Source organism: Acinetobacter sp. XH1741 (genome assembly GCF_041021895.1).
Taxonomy (GTDB): domain Bacteria; phylum Pseudomonadota; class Gammaproteobacteria; order Pseudomonadales; family Moraxellaceae; genus Acinetobacter.
Genome location: NZ_CP157428.1, coordinates 1,331,459 through 1,355,455, shown reverse-complemented (window position 1 = coordinate 1,355,455; position 23,997 = coordinate 1,331,459). Strand labels below are relative to the sequence as shown.

The 23,997-nt window shown below is 39.1% G+C and carries 19 protein-coding genes; 5 read left to right on the top strand and 14 right to left on the bottom strand.

Going from position 1 to position 23,997, the window contains the following annotated elements; all coding sequences use genetic code 11:
* Position 1 precedes the first annotated feature (1 nt).
* The 3 genes from smc to ABLB96_RS06525 all read right to left on the bottom strand — a co-directional run bounded on the left by smc (position 2) and on the right by ABLB96_RS06525 (position 5,212).
* On the bottom strand, positions 2-3,451 hold the full coding sequence (gene smc, locus ABLB96_RS06535) for a chromosome segregation protein SMC (protein WP_348895914.1): 3,450 nt from the start codon (positions 3,449-3,451) through the stop codon (positions 2-4).
* Between the two features lie 10 nt (positions 3,452-3,461).
* The gene (locus ABLB96_RS06530) at positions 3,462-4,157 is read right to left on the bottom strand and encodes a GntR family transcriptional regulator (protein ID WP_348895915.1); all 696 of its coding nucleotides are present in this window, start codon (positions 4,155-4,157) and stop codon (positions 3,462-3,464) included.
* A 251-nt stretch (positions 4,158-4,408) separates the two neighbouring features.
* Complete coding sequence (locus ABLB96_RS06525) at positions 4,409-5,212, bottom strand: sulfite exporter TauE/SafE family protein (RefSeq protein WP_348895916.1); 804 nt, start codon at positions 5,210-5,212, stop codon at positions 4,409-4,411.
* A gap of 30 nt (positions 5,213-5,242) precedes the next feature.
* Between ABLB96_RS06525 and ABLB96_RS06520 the strand changes: the two genes are divergently transcribed.
* The gene (locus tag ABLB96_RS06520) at positions 5,243-5,995 is read left to right on the top strand and encodes a biotin--[acetyl-CoA-carboxylase] ligase (protein WP_348895917.1); all 753 of its coding nucleotides are present in this window, start codon (positions 5,243-5,245) and stop codon (positions 5,993-5,995) included.
* Between the two features lie 13 nt (positions 5,996-6,008).
* Positions 6,009-6,743, top strand: a complete 735-nt coding sequence (locus ABLB96_RS06515; RefSeq protein ID WP_348895918.1) for a pantothenate kinase — start codon at positions 6,009-6,011, stop codon at positions 6,741-6,743.
* Between the two features lie 49 nt (positions 6,744-6,792).
* Here ABLB96_RS06515 and ffh read toward each other — a convergent pair whose 3' ends face one another.
* Positions 6,793-8,202: a signal recognition particle protein gene (gene ffh, locus ABLB96_RS06510; RefSeq protein ID WP_348895919.1), complete on the bottom strand. Its 1,410-nt coding sequence runs from the start codon at positions 8,200-8,202 to the stop codon at positions 6,793-6,795.
* Positions 8,203-8,342: 140 nt separating this feature from the next.
* On the opposite strand from ffh, the gene ABLB96_RS06505 reads away from it, so the two are divergent.
* Together ABLB96_RS06505 and ABLB96_RS06500 are read left to right on the top strand one after the other, a co-directional pair.
* The gene (locus tag ABLB96_RS06505; protein ID WP_348895920.1) at positions 8,343-9,152 is read left to right on the top strand and encodes a cytochrome c biogenesis protein CcsA; all 810 of its coding nucleotides are present in this window, start codon (positions 8,343-8,345) and stop codon (positions 9,150-9,152) included.
* An 84-nt stretch (positions 9,153-9,236) separates the two neighbouring features.
* Positions 9,237-10,181: a tRNA-dihydrouridine synthase gene (locus ABLB96_RS06500; RefSeq protein WP_348895921.1), complete on the top strand. Its 945-nt coding sequence runs from the start codon at positions 9,237-9,239 to the stop codon at positions 10,179-10,181.
* Positions 10,182-10,253: 72 nt separating this feature from the next.
* Here ABLB96_RS06500 and ABLB96_RS06495 read toward each other — a convergent pair whose 3' ends face one another.
* The 7 genes from ABLB96_RS06495 to ABLB96_RS06465 all read right to left on the bottom strand — a co-directional run bounded on the left by ABLB96_RS06495 (position 10,254) and on the right by ABLB96_RS06465 (position 19,796).
* Positions 10,254-11,207, bottom strand: a complete 954-nt coding sequence (locus ABLB96_RS06495; protein ID WP_348895922.1) for a DUF6160 family protein — start codon at positions 11,205-11,207, stop codon at positions 10,254-10,256.
* 155 nt (positions 11,208-11,362) lie between these two features.
* Positions 11,363-13,774, bottom strand: coding sequence for a DUF6160 family protein (locus ABLB96_RS06490; RefSeq protein ID WP_348895923.1), 2,412 nt, complete (start codon positions 13,772-13,774; stop codon positions 11,363-11,365).
* Between the two features lie 32 nt (positions 13,775-13,806).
* Complete coding sequence (locus ABLB96_RS06485; RefSeq protein ID WP_348895925.1) at positions 13,807-14,535, bottom strand: DUF6160 family protein; 729 nt, start codon at positions 14,533-14,535, stop codon at positions 13,807-13,809.
* Positions 14,536-14,550: 15 nt separating this feature from the next.
* Positions 14,551-16,683, bottom strand: coding sequence for a hypothetical protein (locus ABLB96_RS06480; protein WP_348895926.1), 2,133 nt, complete (start codon positions 16,681-16,683; stop codon positions 14,551-14,553).
* Positions 16,684-16,910: 227 nt separating this feature from the next.
* Positions 16,911-18,218: a hypothetical protein gene (locus tag ABLB96_RS06475; RefSeq protein WP_348895927.1), complete on the bottom strand. Its 1,308-nt coding sequence runs from the start codon at positions 18,216-18,218 to the stop codon at positions 16,911-16,913.
* A gap of 299 nt (positions 18,219-18,517) precedes the next feature.
* Entirely contained in the window at positions 18,518-19,087 is a 570-nt protein-coding gene (gene dcd, locus ABLB96_RS06470; RefSeq protein WP_002120290.1) for a dCTP deaminase, read from the bottom strand.
* A gap of 115 nt (positions 19,088-19,202) precedes the next feature.
* Positions 19,203-19,796, bottom strand: coding sequence for a LysE family transporter (locus ABLB96_RS06465; protein WP_348895928.1), 594 nt, complete (start codon positions 19,794-19,796; stop codon positions 19,203-19,205).
* 355 nt (positions 19,797-20,151) lie between these two features.
* Between ABLB96_RS06465 and ABLB96_RS06460 the strand changes: the two genes are divergently transcribed.
* On the top strand, positions 20,152-20,718 hold the full coding sequence (locus ABLB96_RS06460; RefSeq protein ID WP_348895929.1) for a DUF2062 domain-containing protein: 567 nt from the start codon (positions 20,152-20,154) through the stop codon (positions 20,716-20,718).
* Positions 20,719-20,747: 29 nt separating this feature from the next.
* Here the strand turns inward: ABLB96_RS06460 and ABLB96_RS06455 are convergent, their stop codons facing one another.
* The 3 genes from ABLB96_RS06455 to ABLB96_RS06445 form a co-directional block, all read right to left on the bottom strand.
* Positions 20,748-21,620 (bottom strand): 5'-methylthioadenosine/S-adenosylhomocysteine nucleosidase, encoded by an 873-nt coding sequence (locus ABLB96_RS06455; protein WP_348895930.1) that lies wholly within the window; start codon positions 21,618-21,620, stop codon positions 20,748-20,750.
* A gap of 140 nt (positions 21,621-21,760) precedes the next feature.
* Positions 21,761-22,990 carry an iron-sulfur cluster carrier protein ApbC gene (apbC, locus tag ABLB96_RS06450; RefSeq protein ID WP_348895931.1) on the bottom strand — a complete coding sequence of 410 codons (1,230 nt, stop codon included), beginning with the start codon at positions 22,988-22,990 and terminating at the stop codon, positions 21,761-21,763.
* A gap of 146 nt (positions 22,991-23,136) precedes the next feature.
* Positions 23,137-23,757 (bottom strand): hypothetical protein, encoded by a 621-nt coding sequence (locus ABLB96_RS06445; RefSeq protein WP_348895932.1) that lies wholly within the window; start codon positions 23,755-23,757, stop codon positions 23,137-23,139.
* Positions 23,758-23,997 lie beyond the last annotated feature (240 nt).

Genomic DNA, 23,997 nt, shown 5'->3' with positions numbered 1-23,997 from the left:
TCTATGACTCCGAAACTAACCCGTATTCTTTTGCCTGTTCTAAATTGACAGTGACTAATTTTGATGTACCCGGTTCAGGCATGGTTACACCCAACAAATCAGTTGCCATGGTCATCGCCAGCTTATTATGTGTAATGTAAATGAATTGTACATGTTCAGAAAGCTCTTTTACCAAATTACAATATCTCTGTACATTCGCATCGTCGAGTGGTGCATCCACTTCATCGAGTACACAAAACGGGGCCGGATTTAACCTAAAAATAGCAAATACTAATGCTAACGCCGTTAACGCTTTTTCTCCACCTGAAAGTAAAGCGAGAGAACTATTTTTCTTCCCAGGTGGTCTTGCCATAAGCTTAACCCCAGACTGCCAGTCATCCTCAAGACTTAAACTCGCTTCACCACCATTAAAAACTTTTGGAAACAGGTTTTGCAACTCTTGATTAATCTGATCAAAAGTCGTCATAAACAGCTTACGGGTTTCTTGGTCAATGCTTTTCATCGCGTCTTTGAGTTGAGTGACGGTATTTTCCAAATCTTGAATTTGGTGGCTCAACTCATCAAAACGCTGTGAAACCTCTTCAAACTCTTGTGAGGCCGCCAAGTTAACTGCACCGATTTTTTCAAACTGCTTTTGTATCTTTTCCAGTTTTTGCTGGTGCTCGGTTAAATCTATTTTTAAGCCCGTTTGAATTTCAGCATTTAGCTCTTTAAGCTGTTCTTGATAATGCTCACGGTCAGATTTAGCTGCTTGCCATGCTAACCGTTTCGCTTCAAGTTGTTCTCTGAGTTGCTCATCTTTTTGCTGATATTGATGACGCTGGTCCGTCAGAGTTTGTTGTTTTTCCTGCACACTATTGAGTTCAAGCTGCCATTCATTCCAGTTCTTTTGCAACTTTTCAGTTTGAGCAAATTGTTGTTGAAACTCCGACTCTAGGTTTGGTAACTCTAACTGAATAGGGTCAACAAACTTTTTCGCTTGCTCCATTTGTGCATTAATTTGTTGATATTGGCTCTGTAAGAACGAAATATCTTTCTCAAGCAACTCGATCTGTTGTGTCGTTTGAGTACTGTTCCGACGTAAAATCTCGCGTTCTTGCTGCTGATGCTGTAGAGCTTGTTGCTGTTCTTCAAGCTGCTCTGTTAACTCTTCTACCCGAAATTGCAGAGTTTTATAATCAGGTAAAATAGTTTCAAGTTTGATTGCCAATGCATGCAAATCAATTTCCAGATCATCTTTTTGCATCGCATCTTCTTCCAGCTGCGTGTCTAGCTGCGCTAGCTGATCTTTCAATTGCTGTTTTTGCAGTAAAAATGCTTGAGCTGCGGTTTGTTGCTTTGCAATTTGGACATCAAGCTGTTGCAAGTCTTTTTGTTTTTGTTTAATAACTTGTTGTTTCTGCTGTAAGTCAGCTTGTAACTGTCCCAACTCATCTTTTTGCTGAACTACAATTTGATCTAATGCATGTAGTTCAGGTTGCTGCTTTTCAAGCGCCTGTTCAATTTCATCTAGACGAATACGATGGCTCAACATACCTTGCGCACTTTGACTTTCGTCATCGTACATAAGAGCAATCACCCAATCTTCACCCACATGATAACCATCTAAGGTCAAAATAGATTGACCATGTTGTAGGTGCTTTTGCTCATTTAAAGCATGAGATAAATCTTGTGCAATCGCCACATTGGAAAATATTGAGAGTTGTGGTGATGCAATCCATTCGTTCAAACACGCCAAGTTTTCTTTAAACTTGCTTGTTTGTGCTGAAGGTTTTAACTGGCGAGCAATTCCTTCCTGAAAGGCTTTTTCAGTTTCAACAATATGTGCCTGCAACCATTTTGCTAAAAACTTTTCAACAATCTGCGCATGGGGCTTGCCTTGCTCTGTTAACTCTAGTGCTTGCATTAAACGTAACGCATCTTGGTTTTGCTTTGGACTTTGCTTTGCAACGAGCTGACTTAAATTTTTCTGCTCGGATAATAAAACCTGTATTTCTGTTTTTAGAGCTTGCTGATTATTTTTACTTGCCTGATGCGCTTGCTGAGACTGTTCAATCTGTTGCACACACTTTTCAATTTCAGCTTCTAGCACCGAGATTTGATTACGTAACTGCTGCTGTAGTTGTTCAAACTCGCCTTGTTCATCTTCGTGAACATGCGATTGAATCTGGCTTGCCTGATGTTGCAGCGTTTCTTTTTGCTGCTCAATGCGCTGAACATTTTTGCCTAGCTGTTCAATTTGCGCAGACATTTGCATTTTTTGCTGCTGTTGTTTTTCAACCTGAGCTTTTACTTGTTCAAACTGTTGCTGTGCTTGACGCTGCTGTGCTTGTAAACCAGCAAAGTTTTGTTCTGCTTCGGCTGCGGTATGTTCAACCGTTGTTAAAGCTTCAGTTTGTTCTTCTAGCTGATTATTCAGTGTTTCAAGCTGTAGTTCGGAAAGTTGTAAACGCTCTTTCGTCTGAGCTTTTTGCTGTTCTAATTGAACCAGTGTTGTACTATTTTGCTGAAATAAACTCTGTTTTTGTTCTAGAGTCATTTTAAGTTCAGACAGTTTCTTTTCAGCTTGTTGCCACTCTTGTTGTAATGGTGAAGATTGCTGAATGAGTCGCTGAAACAATGCACTGGTAGATTCTAAATCATGTTCAATTGTACTTAACTCAGAACGCACCAACTTAAAAGTTTCGCCCAGTTCATTCATTTGAACGGTATATTCTTCTTGTAGGCGTACACTTTTATCTGCCTGAAAAGACAAAATTTCAATTTTTAGAGTACGAATCTGGCCTTCTAAGGTTTTATATTGAACCGCTGCTTCTGACTGACGTTTTAGCGTTTTAAGCTGAGATTTTAATTCAAGCGCAATATCTTCTAAACGTGAAAGGTTCTGCTCGGTATGTTCAAGATGCTGCAGAGTTTCACGGCGACGCGCCTGATAACGAGAGACACCTGCTGCTTCTTCAATAAAAATACGCATTTCTTCAGGCTTGGCATCAACCAAACGGTTAATCATGCCTTGCTCAATCACTGCGTAAGAGCGCGGCCCTAAACCAGTTCCCAAGAAAATGTCAGTAATATCACGACGGCGGCATCGCGTACCATTTAAAAAATATTCCGACTTACCTTCACGAGTGACCTGACGGCGAACAGCGAGCTCATTATAAGCATTATAAGCTCCGCCCAATTTGCCATAGGTATTGTCAAAACGTAGTTCTACGCTGGCTACACCAACTGGTTTACGCTTGGATGTTCCGGTAAAAATAACATCTTGCATGCTACCACCACGAAGCTGACGGGCATTTGATTCCCCCATCACCCAGCGGATTGCATCAATAACATTGGATTTGCCACAACCATTTGGACCAACCACTGCTGTGCGGTTAGCCTTGAAATTTAAAGTTGTACTATCTGCAAAAGATTTAAAGCCGGAAAGTTTTAAACTGCTTAAACGCATAATGCCCTAACTAGCGGCGTGAGCGTCTTGCCCAAGCCAATTCAATCTGTTTCATTCGTGTCAGCGATTCCAACACAAGGTTACGTAAGTGTCGACAAAAATCTTCCATAAATAAAGCGGCTTGTTGTGATTTTCGGATTAAAATTGCATCAGTCACGAGTTTAAATAATGCAAATGCTTCTTGCAGCTCTCGTTTAGAAGTATTTAGGGTCAAAAAATAACTACGACGTAGTGATGGTAGTAGTTCTTTATAAAACTTCATTAAGTAAGGATTACCTACCATATCTTGCTGTTCAGCCAGATATTGAAAGATACCATCGTAAAATTTTTCGATATCGCCTGCTTTTACATGCTCAAGTAGTTGCTCTAATAATAGCTGTAATTGGTCTGCTTCATGCGCACGCCATGTTTCACTGATGCGTTGTACAATATGCCCTAATAGCATTACGTTTGTGTCAAACAGTGCTTTAACCTGTTGCGCTGACATTTCTGAGACAATTGCACCACGACGCGGAAAAATTTCAATTAAATGCGTACGTTCAAGTAATAATAGCGCCTCACGAACTGACCCCCTACTCACGTCAAGCTCTTTAGCAATACGAAGTTCTTGTATACGTTCGCCTTCGACCAATTCGCCGCTAATAATCTGTTCGCTAATATATTTGACAATTTGCTCAGAAAGACTTTCTGTCTCTTCGAGATTCATAAATCACCCGCTACTTTTTATATGCATTAATCCATGCTTTTCTTTCGCATCCTTGTTTTTAACTGATCCCATCCATTAAAAACTATGTCATTGTCTGACAATTTTATTGCATTTTAAGCCAACCCACGCGAAATCCATACTGGAATCGGATGAAAAAGTTATCTTTAATCTTTTTAAATGCTCAAATAAAAAAAGCTTAAACCAAACAGTCTAAGCTTTTCTTTTGCAAAATTTTCTAAATAAAAATAGCTTTAATGCGTAAAACCTTTATAAATAAAGTAACTGCCTACCACCACTAACAAACAAGCAAAGCATTTTTTGAGCATTTGTGGTGACAATGCATGAGCAACCTTGGCTCCAAATTTGGCCGTAATAAAACTCATGACACTAATACCAATAAACGCATAGATGTGCACATAACCAATCGTGTTGGGTACAGAGATGTGTTCTTTAGCACCGAACCACATAAAACCAATTGCACCCGCTACAGCAATAGGTAAACCACAAGCGGCAGAAGTCGCGACTGCTTTTTGCATGACTACACCATGACGGTTTAAATACGGAACGGTTAAGCTACCGCCCCCAATGCCAAAAATTGCAGAGGCAATACCAATACCACCACCCGCCATAAATTGCATAGGTGTCGAAGGAAGCTGACGTGTTGGGTCAACGACTACATTTGCGCCTTTAAACATGCGATAGGCCATCACAACTGCAAAGACACCAATAAGAAGCTGTAAATGTTGACCCGACATGAGATCGGCAATGCCTGCCCCTAAGAATGAACCAATCACTAGCCCCGGTGCTAAATTACGAAAAACAGGCCAGAGAACTGCTCCTTTTTTATGATGAGCCGAAACAGAACTAAATGACGTCACAATAATGGTTGCAAGCGATGTTCCAACTGCAATATGCATGATTACAGTTGGGTCATAGTGCAACTGAGTAAACACGACATAGAGGATTGGTACAATAATTAGTCCACCACCAACCCCAAACAATCCGGCAGTAAAACCAGCAATTGCGCCAATGAGTAAATATATGATTAACTCCATAAATGTTTTACCACTCTGCTCATATTCAACATGGATTTAGAGACTCGCCAACTACAACAACTTTTAAGCGCAAAAAACCAGCTTCCAGAAGTGGTTTTATTAAAAGCAACCACAACTTCGACCAATGATGATATTCGTGAAATTGCCCAAAAAGGCATCACAACAGGCTTGGTTTGCAGTGCTCAACAAACTCAAGGGCGAGGTCAACATCAACGGCAATGGATTTCACCTGAAGGAAACATTTATTTAAGCACATTGGTGCAAACTCGAACACCCTTAGATGGTCGCTTAGCACTTGAAGTTGCTCTAAATATTCTCCAGATCCCGCAGTTACAAGCTTTGAACTTACAAGTAAAATGGCCCAATGATTTGTATAGTACTCAGGGGAAATGGGGTGGAATATTGGTCGAACCGCTTTCTCAACATCAGGCTATTGTGGGTGTCGGTATTAATTTAAAAACACCTCCAGTGACTGATAGTGATCAACCAATTACGTCTCTAGAGGATTTAGGTTTAGAGCAAATGAGTCGTCTTGAACTCATTTCTGAGCTTTATATTGCAATTCAAAATGCAGCTCGCTGGTTTGATCATGGTTGCTATAACTTGGCAGGACGTTTTAACCATCACGCGGCATGGATTAATCAACTCGTTCAGTTTGAACATAGTCAGGGGTTGGTACACGGCCGTTTTGTTGGGATTTCCAACGAAGGTGCAGTAATTCTTGAAACGCCAGAGCCACAGCAGTTTTATCAAGGTCGCCTAAGACCACAGACCACTCAGTAAATAGGTATTTCCCATGAAAAGTTTATGGCTTGATATCGGAAACACCCGTTTAAAATACTGGATTACTGAAGATCAGCACATTATTGAGCATGCAGCCGAGCTACATTTACAGTCGCCTGCTGATTTATTGCTGGGTCTGATTCAACACTTTAAACATCAAGGTCTACATCGTATTGGGATTTCTTCTGTACTTGATACTGAAAACAATCAACGTATTCAGCAGATTTTAAAATGGCTTGAAATTCCTGTGGTTTTTGCCAAAGTTCACTCGGAATATGCAGGCTTACAATGTGGTTATGAAGTACCAAGCCAACTCGGGATTGACCGTTGGTTGCAAGTGTTAGCTGTAGCTCAAGCAGATGAAAATTATTGTATTATTGGATGTGGAACCGCACTCACGATTGATTTAACCAAGGGTAAACAGCATTTAGGCGGGTATATTTTACCTAATCTTTATTTGCAGCGTGATGCACTGATTCAAAATACCAAAGGTATTAAAATACCTGATTCGGCTTTTGATAATCTAAACCCGGGCAACAACACAGTTGATGCAGTACACCATGGTATTTTGCTAGGCCTGATTAGTACGATTGAAAGTATTATGCAGCAATACCCGAAAAAACTCCTACTTACGGGTGGAGATGCTCCTCTTTTTGCTAAATTTCTACAGAAATATCAACCCACTGTTGAAACAGATCTTTTGCTAAAAGGATTACAGCAATATATTGCTCATTATCCGAAAGACTAAAATATGCAACAAAATAAAAGGCGCTTATAGCGCCTTTTATTTTGTGGTTTTATTTCTTTTGGTCGTTGTTACCAAAGAGTGGTCCCATACCACCGCCACCGCCAAATTGTTTTTGCATATTGCCTAATGAACGCATCATTTTGCTCATACCAGATGGATTCGCAAACTTCTTCATCATTTTAGCCATTTGTGCTTGTTGCTTAATGAGTTTATTCACTTCAGCAACATCCATACCACAACCTGCCGCAATACGTTTTTTACGACTTGGGTTCATCAGGTCTGGATTACGGCGTTCTTTAACAGTCATTGACTGGATAATTGCTTCCATCTTTTTGACTTGTTTTTCAGGGTTCGCTTGCTCAATCGCTTGCTGAATTCCCGCACCGCTCATGCCAGGCAACTTATCTAAGAAGCCCATCATACCGCCCATCTTTTTCATTTGCTCAAATTGCATCAGCATATCTTCAAAGTTGAAGCTACCGCCTTTTTGCAATTTTTTAGCCATTTTTTCGGCTTTTTCTTTGTCGATTTTACGTTCAACTTCCTCGACTAAAGAAAGTACGTCACCCATACCTAAAATACGTTGAGCAACACGGTCCGGATGGAATGGTTCTAAAGCATCAAGCTTTTCACCCATACCTAAGAACTTGATTGGCTTACCTGTAATGGCACGCACAGAAAGTGCCGCACCACCACGCGCATCACCATCAGTTTTAGTAAGAATCACACCTGTAAGAGCCAAAGCATCATTGAATGCTTTGGCTGTATTTGCAGCATCCTGACCTGTCATGGCATCAACCACGAACAAAGTTTCAGTTGGCTTAACTGCTGCGTGCAATTCTTTAATTTCGTCCATCATGTCTTCATCGACATGCAAACGACCTGCCGTATCGACAATCAATACATCAGCAAACTGGATTTTCGCCTGTTCAATTGCACGATTAACGATATCAATTGGCTTTTCAGAAGGATCTGATGGAATAAACCCTGCACCAACTTCATTGGAAACAGTTTCTAACTGTTTGATCGCTGCCGGACGATAAACGTCGGCAGAAACCGTCATTACTTTTTTCTTTTGACGTTCTTTTAAGAAACGTGCCAGCTTTGCTGCTGTGGTTGTTTTACCTGCACCTTGTAAACCGGCAAGCAATACAACAACTGGAGGCTTAGCACTTAAATCCAGTGTTTCATTTGCCTCACCCATCATCTTGGTGAGTTCGTCATAGACAATTTTTACAAATGCCTGGCCTGGAGATAACTGGGTCATCACTTCTTGGCCCAATGCCTCTTCCTTAACTTTCGCGATAAATTCACGAGTTACAGGTAACGCGACATCGGCTTCAAGAAGAGCCATACGTACTTCACGTAAGGTATCTTTAATATTGTCTTCGGTCAGCTGCCCTGAGCCAGTAACATTTCTTAAACTCTGCGTGAGTCGTTCTGTTAAGGTATCAAACATTGCAAAATCCGCTTAAAATGGCTAGTTGCAAAAAAATCTTTCTCGAAATAGAAAATTTATGCATAGAATGCTATAGGATACTTTAGTTCGCAGCGAATTTATATCTTATCTAGATGAATTAATCCTGAAAAAGGTTTGACATGATTAGCCTCCCCTTGGTTTATACAATTTTGGCACTCATCGCATATACCACTTCTTTCTGGTATCTGTTCATACGTTTAATGTCAAAACGTGAACCAAACCCATGGTTATTTGCTCTTGTTACGACCTTGGCACTGCTACTGCACGGTACAGTTTTATGCCATGCCATGCTGACGCCTTTAGGAATTAACTATGATGTTTTTAATTTAGTTTCTTTTACATCATGGCTTATGTTGTTGTTAAGTTTAATTTTTAGTACATTTCGCCCGATTGTGCCTTTAAACTTACTTGGCATTCCTGTCGCTGCAATTGGTCTTATTTTAGGTTTTGCATTTAGTAAATCAAATCAGTTTATCGAGCAGCATTCACTAGGTCTTGATACACATATTATTCTTTCACTTTCTGCCTATGCAGTTTTACTGATGGCAACCATACACGCAATTTTAATATGGTTCCAAAATCGTGAACTCAAAAAGAAACAAAAAAAACGTTTTTGGGTCAATTTACTTCCGCCAATTCAGGCAATGGAATCTTTATTATTTGACTTAATCATTACCGGTTTTATTTTATTAACGATTGCTCTGGCGTTTGGCTTCTTAACAGTTGATAGCTTCTTTGCCCAACATCTCGCTCATAAAACCGTATTTAGTATTATTTCATGGATTATTTATGGATCATTACTCATTGGCCATTACAAACTCGGATGGCGCGGTCAAAAAGCGATTCGTTTTACTCTAATTGGTTTTGCTCTATTAGCGATCGGTTTTATTGGCAGTAAATTTGTACTCGAAATGATATTAGGCCGATAAAACAATTAAAATTTCAGCACTACTAGACAGCGTTATACATATCCCGTATAACGCTGTTTTTGTTTTAATCAGGTGACTCAGACTGTGAAACTCATACTCGCTCCAATGGAAGGTTTAACTGACCCGATCATGCGGGATACACTCACATCTGTTGGTCACTTCGACTGGTGTGTAACCGAGTTTATTCGCGTTACAGACAGCATTTTGCCAGACCATATCTATTATAGTTTTTGTCCTGAGTTAAAGAACGACGGTAAAACAGCCGCAGGTACGCCAGTTCACGTCCAGTTCTTAGGGAACAATCCAGATATGCTGGCAGCAAATGCTGCAAAAGTGGTTGAGCTAGGTGCTCCTGCAATCGACCTTAATTTTGGTTGCCCTGCAAAAACAGTTAATCGACACCGAGGTGGTTCCGTACTTCTTGATGAACCTGACGTGGTACATCTGCTTATTAAAGCAGTCCGCGATGCAGTACCTGCACACATTCCTGTTTCAGCAAAAATGCGTTTGGGTTATCTTGATGAAAACCACACTATGGAAAATGCCCATGCAGTTGAAGATGCTGGTGCAAGCTGGTTAACCGTTCATGCCCGAACAAAAGCAGATGGCTATACACCTCCTGCCTACTGGGAAAAAATTCTACCGATTAAAGAAGCTTTAAAAATTAATGTAATTGCTAACGGCGAAATCTGGACCAATGCCGATGCTAAAGCCTGCCAACAGCAATCTGGTTGTGAAGATTTAATGATTGGTCGTGGTGCTGTGACGACGCCTGATTTAACCCAATGCATTCGTAATAATATGGATGACGCATTATTTACTTGGGAACAACTCGTTGACTTGCAAATCCGTTTTTTAAATGGTCAAGCCAAAACAGAAATTGGAATGGTGGGTCGTTATAAGCAATGGTTAGGCATGATGACTAAAGCCTATCCTCAAGCGAAAGAATTATGGGACCAAGTTAAACGAATTAAAGCTTTAGATGAAATTGTTCAAAAGTTAGAACAAACCAGTTCATCACATCATTAATCACTTAAGATTTATAAAAGAGGATGGCTGTTTATACCCCCTCTTTTTATATTTCAGGTTAAGTAAGTAGTTCTAAAACCCGCTTACTTTCATTTTAAAGTCGGTTACCGAAGCACCCGTAACTCCAAAACTCCCCATAGACCCATTAGGTAAATTATTAAACGTTGTTGGACTTTGTAGGCCTGCATTTCCTAAAGTTACATTGTTAAGCGATGCATCAAATTTACTAGATGCCCCCGTATTGCCAAAAGTAAGTCCAGTCGGATCAACTCCTGCATAGAAACCATCAAGAACAAAACCTGTAGATGGATTTGTCCCTGCAAATTTAAACCCAAATGAAGCACCTGTATAATCGGACACCAGAGTAATTGGGCAACCAGATGCAGCAGAACAAATCGATTGAATTGCTCCACCAAATTTGACCATCACAGACTGAGCAGCATGCCCCAATTGAATGTTTAAACGAGGTTTATTGGTCTGTACAAAGTTAATATCCAAATTTCCAGTAGAGCGAATAAGTTCTTTCACTCCTGTATTTACCGTGGTTCCCGAACTAAAAATTGATTTTGGGGCATAACTGGTCACTGCATAATCAGAGGGGCTAGAAAGCGAAGTATTAGGTGCTAAATAAACTGAAAATGGTAAAAGTTGAATACCGTTTACATCACTTCCCATGGTGATAGCTAAATTTACGAAAGGTTTACCCGCGCCTGCATCGGTATCTATAGCAATATTAAAAGAAGGATTAGTTGAGGCAGCTGCTTTAATAAACTCAATACCGGGAACCGGATTGGCCGCATTTCCAGCAATAACAAGACCAGCTTTACTATTGTAAGCGGTAGAGGCAATACCGTTAGTATCGATGAGTGCGACTTGATTAAATTTAACTTTATCGGCCTGAATACCTAGCGTTAAACCATTTTGACCCGTCGTTGCTGAAAGACTTTGATCATCCAAAGGCTGCATCGCAAAAACACTTGAACTAGTGGCAAGTAATAGCCAGCACCCTATATTTTTATTTTTCATGTCGCTCTAATCCTTAAGAGACAAACGCTTATTATTTGTTCAGACTATCAGAATAAAATGCAACTACAAAACAATTATCCCTATAACCCGACGAATGCAAATCCAATCACATTTAAAATAATTTTTTTATATAAAGTGGTGAGATCACCACTTTATTAGTTAAAAGCACCATTTCTCGGCACAATGCTAAAGCTACTATTTAAACGTCCACCAGTAATTGCAAGTTCACCTAAACGTGCGCCTGCCCCTGTTGAAGGTGGATAGAAGTTAATATCTTTAACGCGTAAAGCACCATCAATATTTTTATCGGGATTAAAATACACTGCGGTATTTACACCCACCTTACCCAAACCACTCGCGCTGTCTTTTCCAACAACTAACGCCGTGTTAAACGCAAGCTTACCAGTCATATTCTCAAAACCAATTGCAGAGCCATCAATTGGGTCACTAATCTGAACTGAGTTTCCAGTTGCTGTAGCAGGCATTGTAAAATCACCTAAAACAGTTAAAGCACTACCATCGGCAATCGAACTATTTGGCACAATCGATAAATTTAAATCGCCGCCTAAGCGTAGTTTTAAGCCAAATAAGACATCATTATTTCTGGCAAAGTTATCGATCGGTGAAGTACAAGATCCTGTTGCTGGACAAGTTTTATATTTAGCTCCCGGTAAATAACCCGCTGCAATTTCGGTAGATAAAGCAAGTAGCATTTCTCTTAAACTAATATTGAGACTGCCATTTTCCAAACCGATAGTGCCATTACCTTTTAGGAACATATCAATATTACGTAAACCCATGTAATAGTCGGTAGGATTACCCGCATTATTGGCGTTTGGAGAACCATCAATTAATAAAATTGAAGTCGTTTTAGTTCCACCTGCATCGCGTCCTGTTGTTCCAACAGCGACACCAAAACCTAAACGCGAAGTTGTTCCCGAAGTACCCACAGCATTTTGAATCGGTTTACCATTAGCATCTTTTGTATAGTAATAAGCACTATTTGCAGGTGCATCTACACCATAAACAGCAGCATTGGCATTTAAATTATAAAAAGGTAACGCCAAGCCCCATTGGTTACTTAAGCCATTGTCTGCAAATTGATTGGCAGCAGCGACATTCGCACTTGTGGTAAAACGGCCACGTCTTGAAAATGCCTGAAACTCGGCTCCACGCATCGCAAGAATTAAACTAAATGGATTAGTCACCGTATCACGATGAATATTATGTTGATAATCGGCAGCGGTTGTTAAAGTACCAGAACCTAAACGAATACTATTTAAGGTTGCGTTATTTGGCATTAATAAGGTTTTTGTATCGGCAAGATTTAAATAAATATTTCCGCTATCAAAGTAACCACGTGTAGCTGAATTCAGTCCAGTTAAATTACCAAACTCGAAACCGTAGGCATTTAAACCTGCCCCACCAATTTCTAAAGTCGTGGCTTTACCATCTGAACCCAGCATTGAATCATTATCTTTGGTGAATTCACCTTTCATACGGAAGGCAATTCCCGTATTACCTAAAATACTATTACTTGAAGTCGTACCCGAAGCCGTATTCGCAGTACCTAGAGTGGTTGTATCTGAAGAACCATCCATACCACGGACTTGTAAATAACTATTTACCATACGTCCGCTTGCGCCCAATCGAATTAAACCTTTTGAATTTTGCGGTGTATTGGTCGCATCCAATCCATAGGGATTAGTTTTATCAACATTGGAGCTGAGCATTACTTCAATGTTCAAACCCGAATTAGTCACTTTGCCATTACTATCAACATAAGTACCTGCTGTTAATCCGGAAGCTGAATCAGCAACGCGATTAAAATCGACATAGCCATAAGTACTATTTGGGGTTTGTCCAACAGCAGCCACATTTGTTCCGGTATTCGTTTGTAAAACTACGCCACGAATAGGATCAATAAACATGACCCCTTTACCCACAAAATTAAAATTAAAGTTCTTTAATATCAGTTGGTTTAGCTGACTACGTGCGTCTAATTGCCCCAAATAAATATTTGCGTTATTTATACCCAGCGTCATATTGGACTGACTATTGGGGCTAAATAAACCATCTTGAGTAGTCAATGCTAAATTTAAAGGAGAAGTTGTTTGTATCGCCATCTGCCCCATTGTTGGTGAACAGGTAGCAGAGCTATTACACACTTTAACGCTATTTACAGTTATAAGGGAGGGACTGCTTTGCATAGAAAAATCAATGCCAGCTTTACCTGTAGTTGTATTACTTCCCACATCTAAACGATAGTTCGTTCCTAAAGCTTGTGTAGAAGCATTACTTTTTTGTATTTTTACACCGCTCGCTTGAGCTCTTAAAACCTGATCAGCACTTGTTGGCGTGCCTGCATGGTCGTCCCAGTAAGCATTATCAATATTAATTTCATTAAACGTAGTTTGAATCGAGATTCCATCTTGACCATTGACTGCGCTCAAATCGGCATCCGTTAAAGCTTCTAAAGCAAAAACTTGTCCACTCACTAACAACATGCTGGCTGCTAATGTATTTAAAATAAACTTTGAGCCGTGACTTTCTTTATTTTTGTTCATCACTTCAGTTCCTTTGAAATCTACATTAACCATTAACAACGGGGATGGCTACCATCACAGCTAAACACCATGACTTTTCCTTGAATTGCCAAATTCCCATTCATCATGAGGCCCATAAAACCTGTTTCACGCCCATAGTCATAAGCAGAAGGTGTTGCCGTTGCAACTTGTTGAGTTGCACTGTTTGCAGTCGCTGCGTAGGTTGGCTTTTTAAAATATGCATAATCATACATATTGGCACTTGAGCCTTGTGCCGTTGTTGAGCTGCTAAAGTTATCTTGCTCAATCGATAAAGCATTAAAACCAAAGTTACGTATTAAAATTGGCTGTGCAGCACTAAAACTCAGTTGAATTGCGGGCTTAATAATTTCTGTATTGGTTTTATCAAGATACTTTAAATCAGCACCATCCAAACCCATTTTTTGAATGTTTAAAGTTCCTTGTACGCCTTTAAACACCAACCAAAGCTTATTACCACTATCACTATTTTCTGCCCAACCACTTGGTTTCGTCGCATCTGCTTGCACAAAACGCTTGTTAATAGCTAAACCAATATGGCAGAACTCTACATTTTCACAAACACCGCCACTGCCATTATCAAATATGCTGTTATTGGTTTGGTTTAAATTAAGCACGAGTGATAAATCGGCACCTGCTTGGCCATTAATCGCCTGTAGTGCATCATTATCTAAGGTTTGTAGCTCCGCATGAGTCGCAGTTGCAACACACAGGGTAAGGAGTAAAGCAGTTATTTTTTTCATTGCATTATCCTCCTCTTATAGACCTTTCGTTGTTAGTTTTAAATGCTGGATAAGCAAACCATCCACCACAGCAGAACCTAAATTGTTTAGTGGACTGATATTCGTTAATGCTGGAGCCTGATTAGCAGTTGGAATAACATAACCTGTGGTGCCGTTACTACTACCAATTAAATCGTTGACGACTGCATTTCGTGAAGTCAGCCATGGAATAGAAGCGTTACTCCAGTCACGGTTTGAAGTAGTTCCATACATTGGAGTTGAACCGGAAGTACTCGTACAACCTAATGCACCAGAACACTTCGCAGCATCGGCTGGTTTTGCTGTTGGATTTGTTATGGCCCAAGTACCTGTACCTTGGTTGTATTCCCATTGATATAAATACCCAACAGCACTATAACCACAATTTGTATTAAACAGACCACAACTATAGGTTTGATTCCATACTTGAGTATTTTGTTGTCTTTGTTTGTAGCGGACTTCAGTCATGGTGGCAGATGTTGTTCCAGACACAGAGTTAGTCAATGACACTAGACTACCAGCAGAGGTTCCGGAAACTTGTGTACCTGCTGAAATTAAACGGCCAAATGAAACGCCTATTGCGCCTTCACTTGTGTCTGCTAGCAAGGTTTTTCCATTATCAGGGCTGTAAACCGTCCCGATTGCAATACTACTGTGTGTTGGGTTAGCACACGAATAAACATTACAAGTTGAACCTTTATAGGTGGCGTCCGCTCCGGTGTAATCCGTATAAATCTGCTTATATATTTCTGGCTTATTTGCAATTCGCGCAATTTCTATACTAAAATTTTTACCATCAGATCCTAAAATAAGTGGTTGATATAAATTACCTAATACTAGGTTAATATTTGGATTGTATAAATATAAACCTTCACTATCGGCAAACTTCGGTGCGATAGCACCAGTTGCGTCTAATGCTGGTGTATATAAATTATTTGATGCATTTGGTGAATCTGAAGTTTCACGAGTACTAAATCTTAAGACTTTACTAGTATCATTAAAATCACTTCGTGTCTTACTTGATGTTTTTGTATCTGTTCTGGTACGGTTTTCTACATAGTAGCGACAGCCACGTGATGTACTAAAGCTTCCTGTACCACTATTACCACAATCTCCACTGCTACTCGTACTTAAAGTTGAATTTGCACCCGCATGTACTGTTTGCCAACCATTATTGGCGCTCGTTGCATAGGTTTGAGTTTGGCTAGTAACATTCTCGTTCACAATACTTGTATTTTTACTATCACCGGTATTTAAGCGGACTAAGCCAGACATGCCTAAAGTATTATTATAAAAAGGACTCATTCCACCCGCAGTAGTTGCGCCGCCTAGCGTTTGGAACATACTAATCTGGCTGCCATTTAAACTAAAGCCATTAAGAACGCCTTGTAAACGCAACCGATTGGCACGACTTGTATCGATACTGGTGCCAATTAATCCATTACTATCGCCATATTGGAATTGTGCTAAAGAACCATCTGCAGTTGCCACAATATTAGGATTTCTTACAAATGCATCAGCCCAAAATCCTAACTTTAAATTATATGCGTCTGCTCCCGCTGCACCATCAATTGTGGGTTGATATAAAGGCGCTTCTAAAGATAGATATGTAACAGGATAAACACCACTATCTGTGGTACTAAAGTTAGGAACATTGTTCGCAGTTTTTACTTTAAATACCCAAGGGTTTGCACCTGTTCCCCAGCTTGAAATGGCTGCTGCTGTTGCTGTATTGGCTAGACGTGAGTTTGCATCACCGTCTGATTTAGAAAGTGCTAAGCCATAAAGAAAAATATCAGCCTTACCTACTGCTTTATCTTCAGGCCCTACAGTGCCATTCCCACTGGTATCAGCAGCGGCAACACTTAAAGGACCCACAGGGACATAGTTAATATAACCAGTATCTTTACTACGATCGGTAATAATTTGATTTACAGATTCATTGGGGCCAGCACCACGAAATACCATAAATGCATTTTGGGGTAATATTGCAATACCTTCGCCCGTCATTTCACTTAAACCGGCATCAGAAAGTTCTTCAAGAGCAAAGCACGATTGACTTAAACAAAGGCCAATTAAGCTTGCTAAAACGGTTTTTTGAAAACTGACCGTATAATTAAGTGTAGTCATCGTGACCTTCCTGTTTTATACGATGCTGTGCACCATATTTCTTTTTCTTTAACAGTCCTTGATGTGAGATAAAATGATTTCCTTTTCCATCTCACAAGGGGCAAACTTTTAAAATTGCCAACCTTTCCACATTTCCATTATGCTGAATATTTACTCAAATGCAAAATTAAATCAGCAAAAATGCATTTTTCCGATGAATGAAAAAATTGTAAAAACACTTAACTCAATCAACAGAATTTTAAAGAACCATAACAGTTAGCTGAGAAATTTTGTTTTTGTAGCACTACATTAGTCAAAGCCATGGAAGCTGGGGTTTTACCAGTCAAGTCCACTGTTCCTACAGGAAGATTTCCTGCAATTAAGCAGTTAGTTGCCAAAGCTCCACAATCTACTGCATGACCTGGACTATTCAAATAAGCACTAACTTGCCCTAAAGCATCAACGATAGTAGAAAGTGCAATATCAACGCTACCTGTTGGGGTAATTTGACCAATATCAATCGGATTTGTAAGCTCTAACCACCATCCTGTTTGTGCTGTAGAGGCAGCCTCTGGCCATAGAATATTCACACCCTGTACAGATAAATAACCAGCGGAGCCATTTAATTGCGCAGCATGGAAATAACCTAAACTTTGTTTGATTGCTACGTTAACATCCAGATTATCTACAGAGCCTGTTACATTACCCGAAATTGGGATAGGGATTCCTAGTACAGAAGCTGTGGCATTTAACGTGCCAGTAATAGCAAGTCCCCCGACTTTTGCAGTCGCATTTAAATTGGCGGTATTTATACGTTTACCCGTAATAATTTGCTGGCCCATGGACAACGTCCCCGTACCTACACCTAAATTTAAATTATAAGCAGTAGAGGTAAATGGAACTGTCGCGCCTTGTCCAATAACAGTTGCTCGCCCAGTAATTGCTGTATTTGTTTCATCTTGGGCAATACCGTAGTAAGGATTCGTAGTTACCGTGCCCCCTGTCGGTTTAGTCACTAAGTATCCACTCAAAGAGTTAATACCACTTGCAGCATCACCATTTTGTAAACCAAAAGTAAGTAAGCCAGAAAGCGACTTTGCACTTAATCGGAACCCTTGTATTTCACGTGTAGAGGCTGAATTTGGGTTTTTAACTGCAAACTCTAAAAATGGGTTGGTAATAACAGCTGAAGATGCAGCTCGTTCCGCACTGGTACTATCCACAGTACCGCCACTTAGACTCAAATAATCGATATCAATATCACAAGCCCCGGCTCCGTTGACACCACCACAACCTAACTGTAATTTTTTAATATTGGCATTAATTTCTAGTTGAGCATCTAGGGCAAGTCGATAGAACCCCATATTCCCGTTAGTGCTGGAGTTACTTGCAGCATCGGTAGGTGCGATATAAGACATACTCATCAAGGCTTGGCCACGAGTAGCTGATAACTCAGCATCAGACATTGGGACTAAGGTAGAACCAGCATATGCTGAAGAAAAGCATAGACTTCCAAGTGCTAGAATAGCTGTATGAAGAGACTTAAAATGTCGCATGACCGACCTCCGTATCCTTGGGGGCATAATCTAATTTCTTTTTATTTGGCTTTTCTTTCTTTAGTGTATTCTTAAATCAAATAGATTAAAGAAGATGCCGATATTTATGATTCGTTTCTTTTCATTTGTGTGATACATCTCAAAGAAACAAATCAATTATTGATCATTTTATATCATTTTTTACAAAAGAAAACGTTCATTTATGAATATTCCGATGAACGCCACTTTCTTTATTTTTCAATAAAATTGGGCCACTTAAAGTGACCCGATTTTTAAAAATTTAATCTAACTTATACAACTTAGGTCTTAGGAAGTGTAACGCCAGTTTGGCCTTGGTACTTACCACCACGGTCTTTATAAGAAGTTTCACAAACCTCATCACTTTCAAAGAACAACATTTGCGCTACACCTTCACCCGCATAAATACGCGCAGGCAAGTTAGTAGTATTTGAAAACTCTAAAGTAACGTGGCCTTCCCATTCTGGCTCTAAAGGAGTCACATTTACAATAATACCGCAGCGCGCATAAGTTGATTTACCAAGACATACAGTCAAAACATTACGTGGAATACGGAAATATTCAATTGTACGCGCTAGCGCAAATGAGTTTGGCGGAATAATACAGACATCAGACTCAATGTCGATAAAACTCTTATCGTCAAAATTTTTCGGATCAACAATTGCAGAATGTACGTTAGTGAAAACTTTAAATTCACGGGCACAGCGTACGTCATAACCATAGCTAGAGACCCCATAGGAAATCAATTTTTCGCCATTCTTATCAAAACGGACTTGATTCTCTGCATAAGGTTCAATCATGCCGTGTTTTTCGCTCATTTCGCGAATCCAACGATCAGACTTAATAGCCATGTATTTTCTATCCAAAAGGTAATTTCATTGATTGCGACGTACTTTAACGTAAAAAAGCAATTATGAAAACAAGACGTGAGCTACTCTGCTTGATAAGAATAGCTCGGAAATGGTTTTAAAGGTTTAATAACGCAGAATAGCTAATCGGAATTGAAAAGCTGACTAAAATTAGTGAAGCTGTTCTTTGTAGATTCGATTGATTTAACCAACTCACTTTATTAGCAGCCAAAACTGATCCTAAGAAAATCCAGAATAAAGCAATCGGTGTAATCAAAGCTAAATAAGTCAGCATATGAATTAAATAAATATGAAAATCAGACCAAGCTGTAACAGGAAAAATCGCTGAAGCAAAAAGTAATGCTTTCGGATTTAGTAAAGTTGCACAAAATAGTTCACGTGGTCGAATTGTGGGCTGTTCTAGTTCAAAGTGTTGATTGGCTGTATGCCATAACTTAATTGCTAAAAAAATAATATAACAAGCACTCAGCAACTTAAGCATAGGAGGTAAAAAAGGAAGCGTTGCGGAAACTTTCCCGATTAACATTCCCCAAGCTGAAATTGAAATCACGTACCCAAGAACTTCTGCTGGAATGAGTCTCGCAGATTTTTTAAGCCCCACTTGTACACCTGAAGATGCAAGTAAAGTATTTGTTGGGCCAGGGGTAAGTAAAATCGTGGCAACTAAGCCTATAAAAAGCCATGAAATCATTGAATGACCTCACAATGTAGTCATTTCAGATTAATAGATATTTTTTTAGAAGGCAAAATCTAATTGTAAGACTTATTTTTAAAAAATTAATTTTAAATATTTAAATTTTATTAAAAAACAAAAATATATGAACTTCCTCTTAAAAACAGACTAAAAAACTTTAGAGTCAGTTATGAGGCTTTGAGTGCCAAATTGTATTAAGTAATATAAGTATTTTTATTTAAAATCTGTTTTCTCATCAAAAGCCTCTATAATAAATAGTTACGCAGTAAGTTTAATTTTTAAGCTTTTAATAAGTTTCAATTAATATATTGTTTTTTGTGTCTTTATATGAGTCATCGCACTCTACTATCCTATGATTATGGCAAAGCAATTTTTTCAGTCTTGGCTTCCTTCTCCAGAGAAAGTTTCAAATATGAAATTTTTAAGGATTTTTGGGCAAAAAACCCTTAATCCTGTGCTTTGGTATGTCAATCGTAAGTCTATTACTAGAGCCGTTTTCGTAGGAACTTTTTTCGGTTTATTACCTATACCATTTCACAGTGTATTTATTGTGATGGCGGTATTGTTATTTGAAGTTAATCTGCCTATCAGTTTAATGCTTGCTTGGCTTAGTAACCCACTTACATTAGTTCCTATTTTATATGTTGGCTTCTGGTTTGGTGCCCATATTTATCATGTACATATGATCAATAAAAAGATGCTCTTAGGTGTATTACACCAGATTTCTCGATGGATTACTCACTTAGGGCATGGCCATATTGATTTTAGTCTTGCTAAAATTTTAATGTCAGGACTTATTGTTGAAGCCCTTGTGTTTGCAATCATTCTCTATTTAGTGACTGAGGTTTTCTGGCGTTGGATGGTGATCCGAAACTGGAGAAACAGACCGGGCCATAAAAAACAAGAAGATGCTCTTTAACCTTCATCTTCTTGCCTAAAATTAAAATATTATTTTGGTAGTTTTGATTTCATATATTCTTCGGCTACATTAAGCACGTAGTCTTGGCAAGCTTCTCCAGTATGTGGATCGTATGCTCCTTTATTAGTAATATTATTAGATAAAATTCGAATTCCTAAAAATGGGACCTTAAATTGTTTAGCGACTTGTGCAACGGATGCTGCTTCCATTTCTTCAACAGAAGTACCATAACGTTGATGGAAAAATTGAATACGATCAAGTTCATTGTTCCACACATCTGCCGAACCAATGGTCCCTTCAACAACTTGCCCCTTATCATAACGGACTTTATGAGCCGCCATTAATAGTTCTTTATCGCCTTCAAATTTACGGATCTGAATAGGTTCAGGATCAGACTCATCTGTTGGCAACACATCAAACGCTTCAACCCATTTGAGTGAATTTGAACCTCCTCCTATAGGTTGTTTTGGTGTTTTAAAAGCACCTATATTAGTTGCATATTTTCCTAAAACAATATCGTAAACATGTAGATCAGGGTCATGACCACCTGCTGTTCCCTGATTAATAATCGCAATCGGTTTATAACGCTCGATTGCCAAAGCCGTCGCAGCAGCAGAATTACTCATGCCCATGCGTGTTTTAGAGATAATCATTGGATAGCCATTGTGAGTTCCCTTCCAGAATGTCCATCCACCTACAGTTTCAACCGTCACATTCTGTAATTTGGCTGCCAACTGTTGTGACTCTACAGGTAATGCACCTTGAATAATAATTGGCTGTAATTTCTGTTTTTGCTCTTGAGCTGTCGATGTTTGCGAAACTGATGAGTGGTCGTCGTTGCATCCAACCAAGAATAAAGTACTACATACGCTAATTACGCCAGCCATATATTTAAATTGCATTTTCATCTCTCACTTTTTTAAATGTAAAGTAGCAATCTATATGCCAAATTCAAGTTTAGCTTTGTTAGTTAGATTCAGTGGTTTAAATTTTTCTTTTAACCGACCAATAAAAAACCCGACTTTGAGTCGGGTTATATAAATCAAAAGATGCGTTTATCATCACGTGTACGCTGAGGAATTTTTTCAATCTGCTGCCATACTGCTTTAGCAATATCGATATAACTATCAGCTGCGTCATCCATAGCTACAACACTAGGTTTACCTTGATCTGCATGTTCCCGTATTTGAGCATTTAGAGGTAAACGGCCTAATAATGGAATATGGTATTGCTCCGAGAGCTTATCACCGCCACCAATACCAAAAATCTGTTCTTCATGCCCACAGTTTGAACAAATATGGGTAGACATATTTTCAACCACGCCCAATACAGGAATACCGACTTTATTAAATAGCTCAATTCCTTTGGTTGCATCTAATAAAGCAACATTTTGTGGGGTAGTTACAATAATTGAACCAGTAACAGGAATACGCTGCGCAAGAGTAAGCTGTATATCACCTGTACCTGGTGGCATATCAATCATTAATACATCTAAATCAGGCCAAAGTGTCTGATTAAACAATTGCATTAGAGCGCCTGTTGCCTTCGGACCGCGCCATGCTACGGGTGTATTGTTATCGCCAGTTAAATGTCCGATAGAAAGAACCGCCATACCATAAGCGTCTAAGGGTACAAAGTTTTCACTTTCAATAAGAGGCGTTTTTCCAGCATTGCCAAGCATGGTCGGAATACTTGGACCATAAATATCTGCATCCAACACGCCAACCTTTAAACCCATTTTTTGTAAGGCAAGTGCTAAATTAACAGTGGTTGTCGATTTACCAACCCCGCCCTTACCAGAAGAGACTAAAATAACGTTCTTAATACGCGGATGAAGTGGAACATCTCTTTGTTGGGGAGCAGCTTTCTGAATCGGTGGATTGTTTGGATCAGGTTCAGGTTTAGTTGAAGCATCAACTACCGGAGGTAAGTTCGAATTTTCTTTAGGTGCTTTAGATGAACAACCTTGCCCTGTGCTTTCTTGTGAAGGGCGCTTTTGTTGAACTACATGTAAGTTAAGTTCTTCAATACCACACTTTTCTAAGGCATCAGCTAATTCATCATGAATCTGCTGCAAATGCTCTTTTTCATCAGGGAATGTATTAATGGTAAGTTGTAAAACCCGACCTTGCACTTGAAGCTGACTAATACGCTCTTTTAAGGCATCTTTTGAATGTGGGAGCAAATAATTTTGGAGTACGGTTTGGATTTCATCTTCTTTCACTTCTTGGGCGGGTGAAAAAACGGACTTTAATGAAGAAAGCCAAGACATATTGTTTACTCCAAAAACAGATCATTACAGCTTATTGGAGCTAGTGTAACAGTATTGATCCACACTCGCTCATCTCGAAATGAATAATTGCTAATTTTAAAGCCGCATCATTCGATTGAGCAGTGCAGATCTTTACTCAAATAACATTACTCATCAGCATCATGTTTTTTTAATTTATTGAGTTTATCTGTTGCTGTTTTCTTCAATTCATCAAACTTTGCAGTTGCTTGAGTTTTTAGCTCATCTAGTTTTGAAGCAGCCTCATCCTTTAATTCTGCGGCTTTTGCTTTAGCATCATCAAATTTGTGAGCGGCTTCAGTACGTAAGTGATCAAACTTGTCTTGCAAGCTATGCTGAGCATCTTCAAGTTTGCCTTTCAAATCATTGGCTTTATCTTCTGCTGCCTCTTTTGCAGAAGTTTGTTTTTCTTTCACATTTTCTTTTAAGTCTTCAAAAGCTTTTTCACCTTTTGCTTTTGCATCTGCCGCTTTCGTCTTTAATTCATCTACCTTATCTTCCACTGCCTCTTTACCAGCAGCTTGTTTCTCTTTCACATTTTCTTTTAAGTCTTCAAAAGCTTTCTCACCTTTTGCTTTTACATCTGCCGCTTTTGCCTTTAACTCGTCTACCTTCTCTTCTACTGCTTCTTTACCAGCAGCCTGTTTCTCTTTTGCATTATCCTTTAAATCTTCCAAAGCTTTTTCACCTTGTACTTTTGCATCTGCCGCTTTTGCCTTTAATTCGTCTAATTTATTTTCAGTAGTCATCGTTGTTATCCTCGTAGTTAATTTAAAAAATTACCTGAATAAGTTATTAGTTATACATCGTTATGATTTATTTTCTGACCGTAACTGCAATTTGAAACAAAGACAATACAGGAAGATTCAAATATTTTTCGATTTGTTTATCTGTTCTAAAGAGAAACAACATTTGACTTCACATCCATTTTTATAGATGTCTCTTATGCTGAGCCAAAGATTATTAATCTTTGCTTATCTCCCTGCATC

Bases quoted from the DNA above. Each gene is read 5' to 3' on its own strand.
- smc (WP_348895914.1), bottom strand. From the start codon at position 3,451: ATGCGTTTAAGCAGTTTAAAACTTTCCGGCTTTAAATCTTTTGCAGAT.
- ABLB96_RS06530 (WP_348895915.1), bottom strand. From the start codon at position 4,157: ATGAATCTCGAAGAGACAGAAAGTCTTTCTGAGCAAATTGTCAAATAT.
- ABLB96_RS06525 (WP_348895916.1), bottom strand. From the start codon at position 5,212: ATGGAGTTAATCATATATTTACTCATTGGCGCAATTGCTGGTTTTACT.
- ABLB96_RS06520 (WP_348895917.1), top strand. From the start codon at position 5,243: ATGGATTTAGAGACTCGCCAACTACAACAACTTTTAAGCGCAAAAAAC.
- ABLB96_RS06515 (WP_348895918.1), top strand. From the start codon at position 6,009: ATGAAAAGTTTATGGCTTGATATCGGAAACACCCGTTTAAAATACTGG.
- ffh (WP_348895919.1), bottom strand. From the start codon at position 8,202: ATGTTTGATACCTTAACAGAACGACTCACGCAGAGTTTAAGAAATGTT.
- ABLB96_RS06505 (WP_348895920.1), top strand. From the start codon at position 8,343: ATGATTAGCCTCCCCTTGGTTTATACAATTTTGGCACTCATCGCATAT.
- ABLB96_RS06495 (WP_348895922.1), bottom strand. From the start codon at position 11,207: ATGAAAAATAAAAATATAGGGTGCTGGCTATTACTTGCCACTAGTTCA.
- ABLB96_RS06490 (WP_348895923.1), bottom strand. From the start codon at position 13,774: ATGAACAAAAATAAAGAAAGTCACGGCTCAAAGTTTATTTTAAATACA.
- ABLB96_RS06485 (WP_348895925.1), bottom strand. From the start codon at position 14,535: ATGAAAAAAATAACTGCTTTACTCCTTACCCTGTGTGTTGCAACTGCG.
- ABLB96_RS06480 (WP_348895926.1), bottom strand. From the start codon at position 16,683: ATGACTACACTTAATTATACGGTCAGTTTTCAAAAAACCGTTTTAGCA.
- ABLB96_RS06475 (WP_348895927.1), bottom strand. From the start codon at position 18,218: ATGCGACATTTTAAGTCTCTTCATACAGCTATTCTAGCACTTGGAAGT.
- dcd (WP_002120290.1), bottom strand. From the start codon at position 19,087: ATGGCTATTAAGTCTGATCGTTGGATTCGCGAAATGAGCGAAAAACAC.
- ABLB96_RS06465 (WP_348895928.1), bottom strand. From the start codon at position 19,796: ATGATTTCATGGCTTTTTATAGGCTTAGTTGCCACGATTTTACTTACC.
- ABLB96_RS06460 (WP_348895929.1), top strand. From the start codon at position 20,152: ATGATTATGGCAAAGCAATTTTTTCAGTCTTGGCTTCCTTCTCCAGAG.
- ABLB96_RS06455 (WP_348895930.1), bottom strand. From the start codon at position 21,620: ATGCAATTTAAATATATGGCTGGCGTAATTAGCGTATGTAGTACTTTA.
- apbC (WP_348895931.1), bottom strand. From the start codon at position 22,990: ATGTCTTGGCTTTCTTCATTAAAGTCCGTTTTTTCACCCGCCCAAGAA.
- ABLB96_RS06445 (WP_348895932.1), bottom strand. From the start codon at position 23,757: ATGACTACTGAAAATAAATTAGACGAATTAAAGGCAAAAGCGGCAGAT.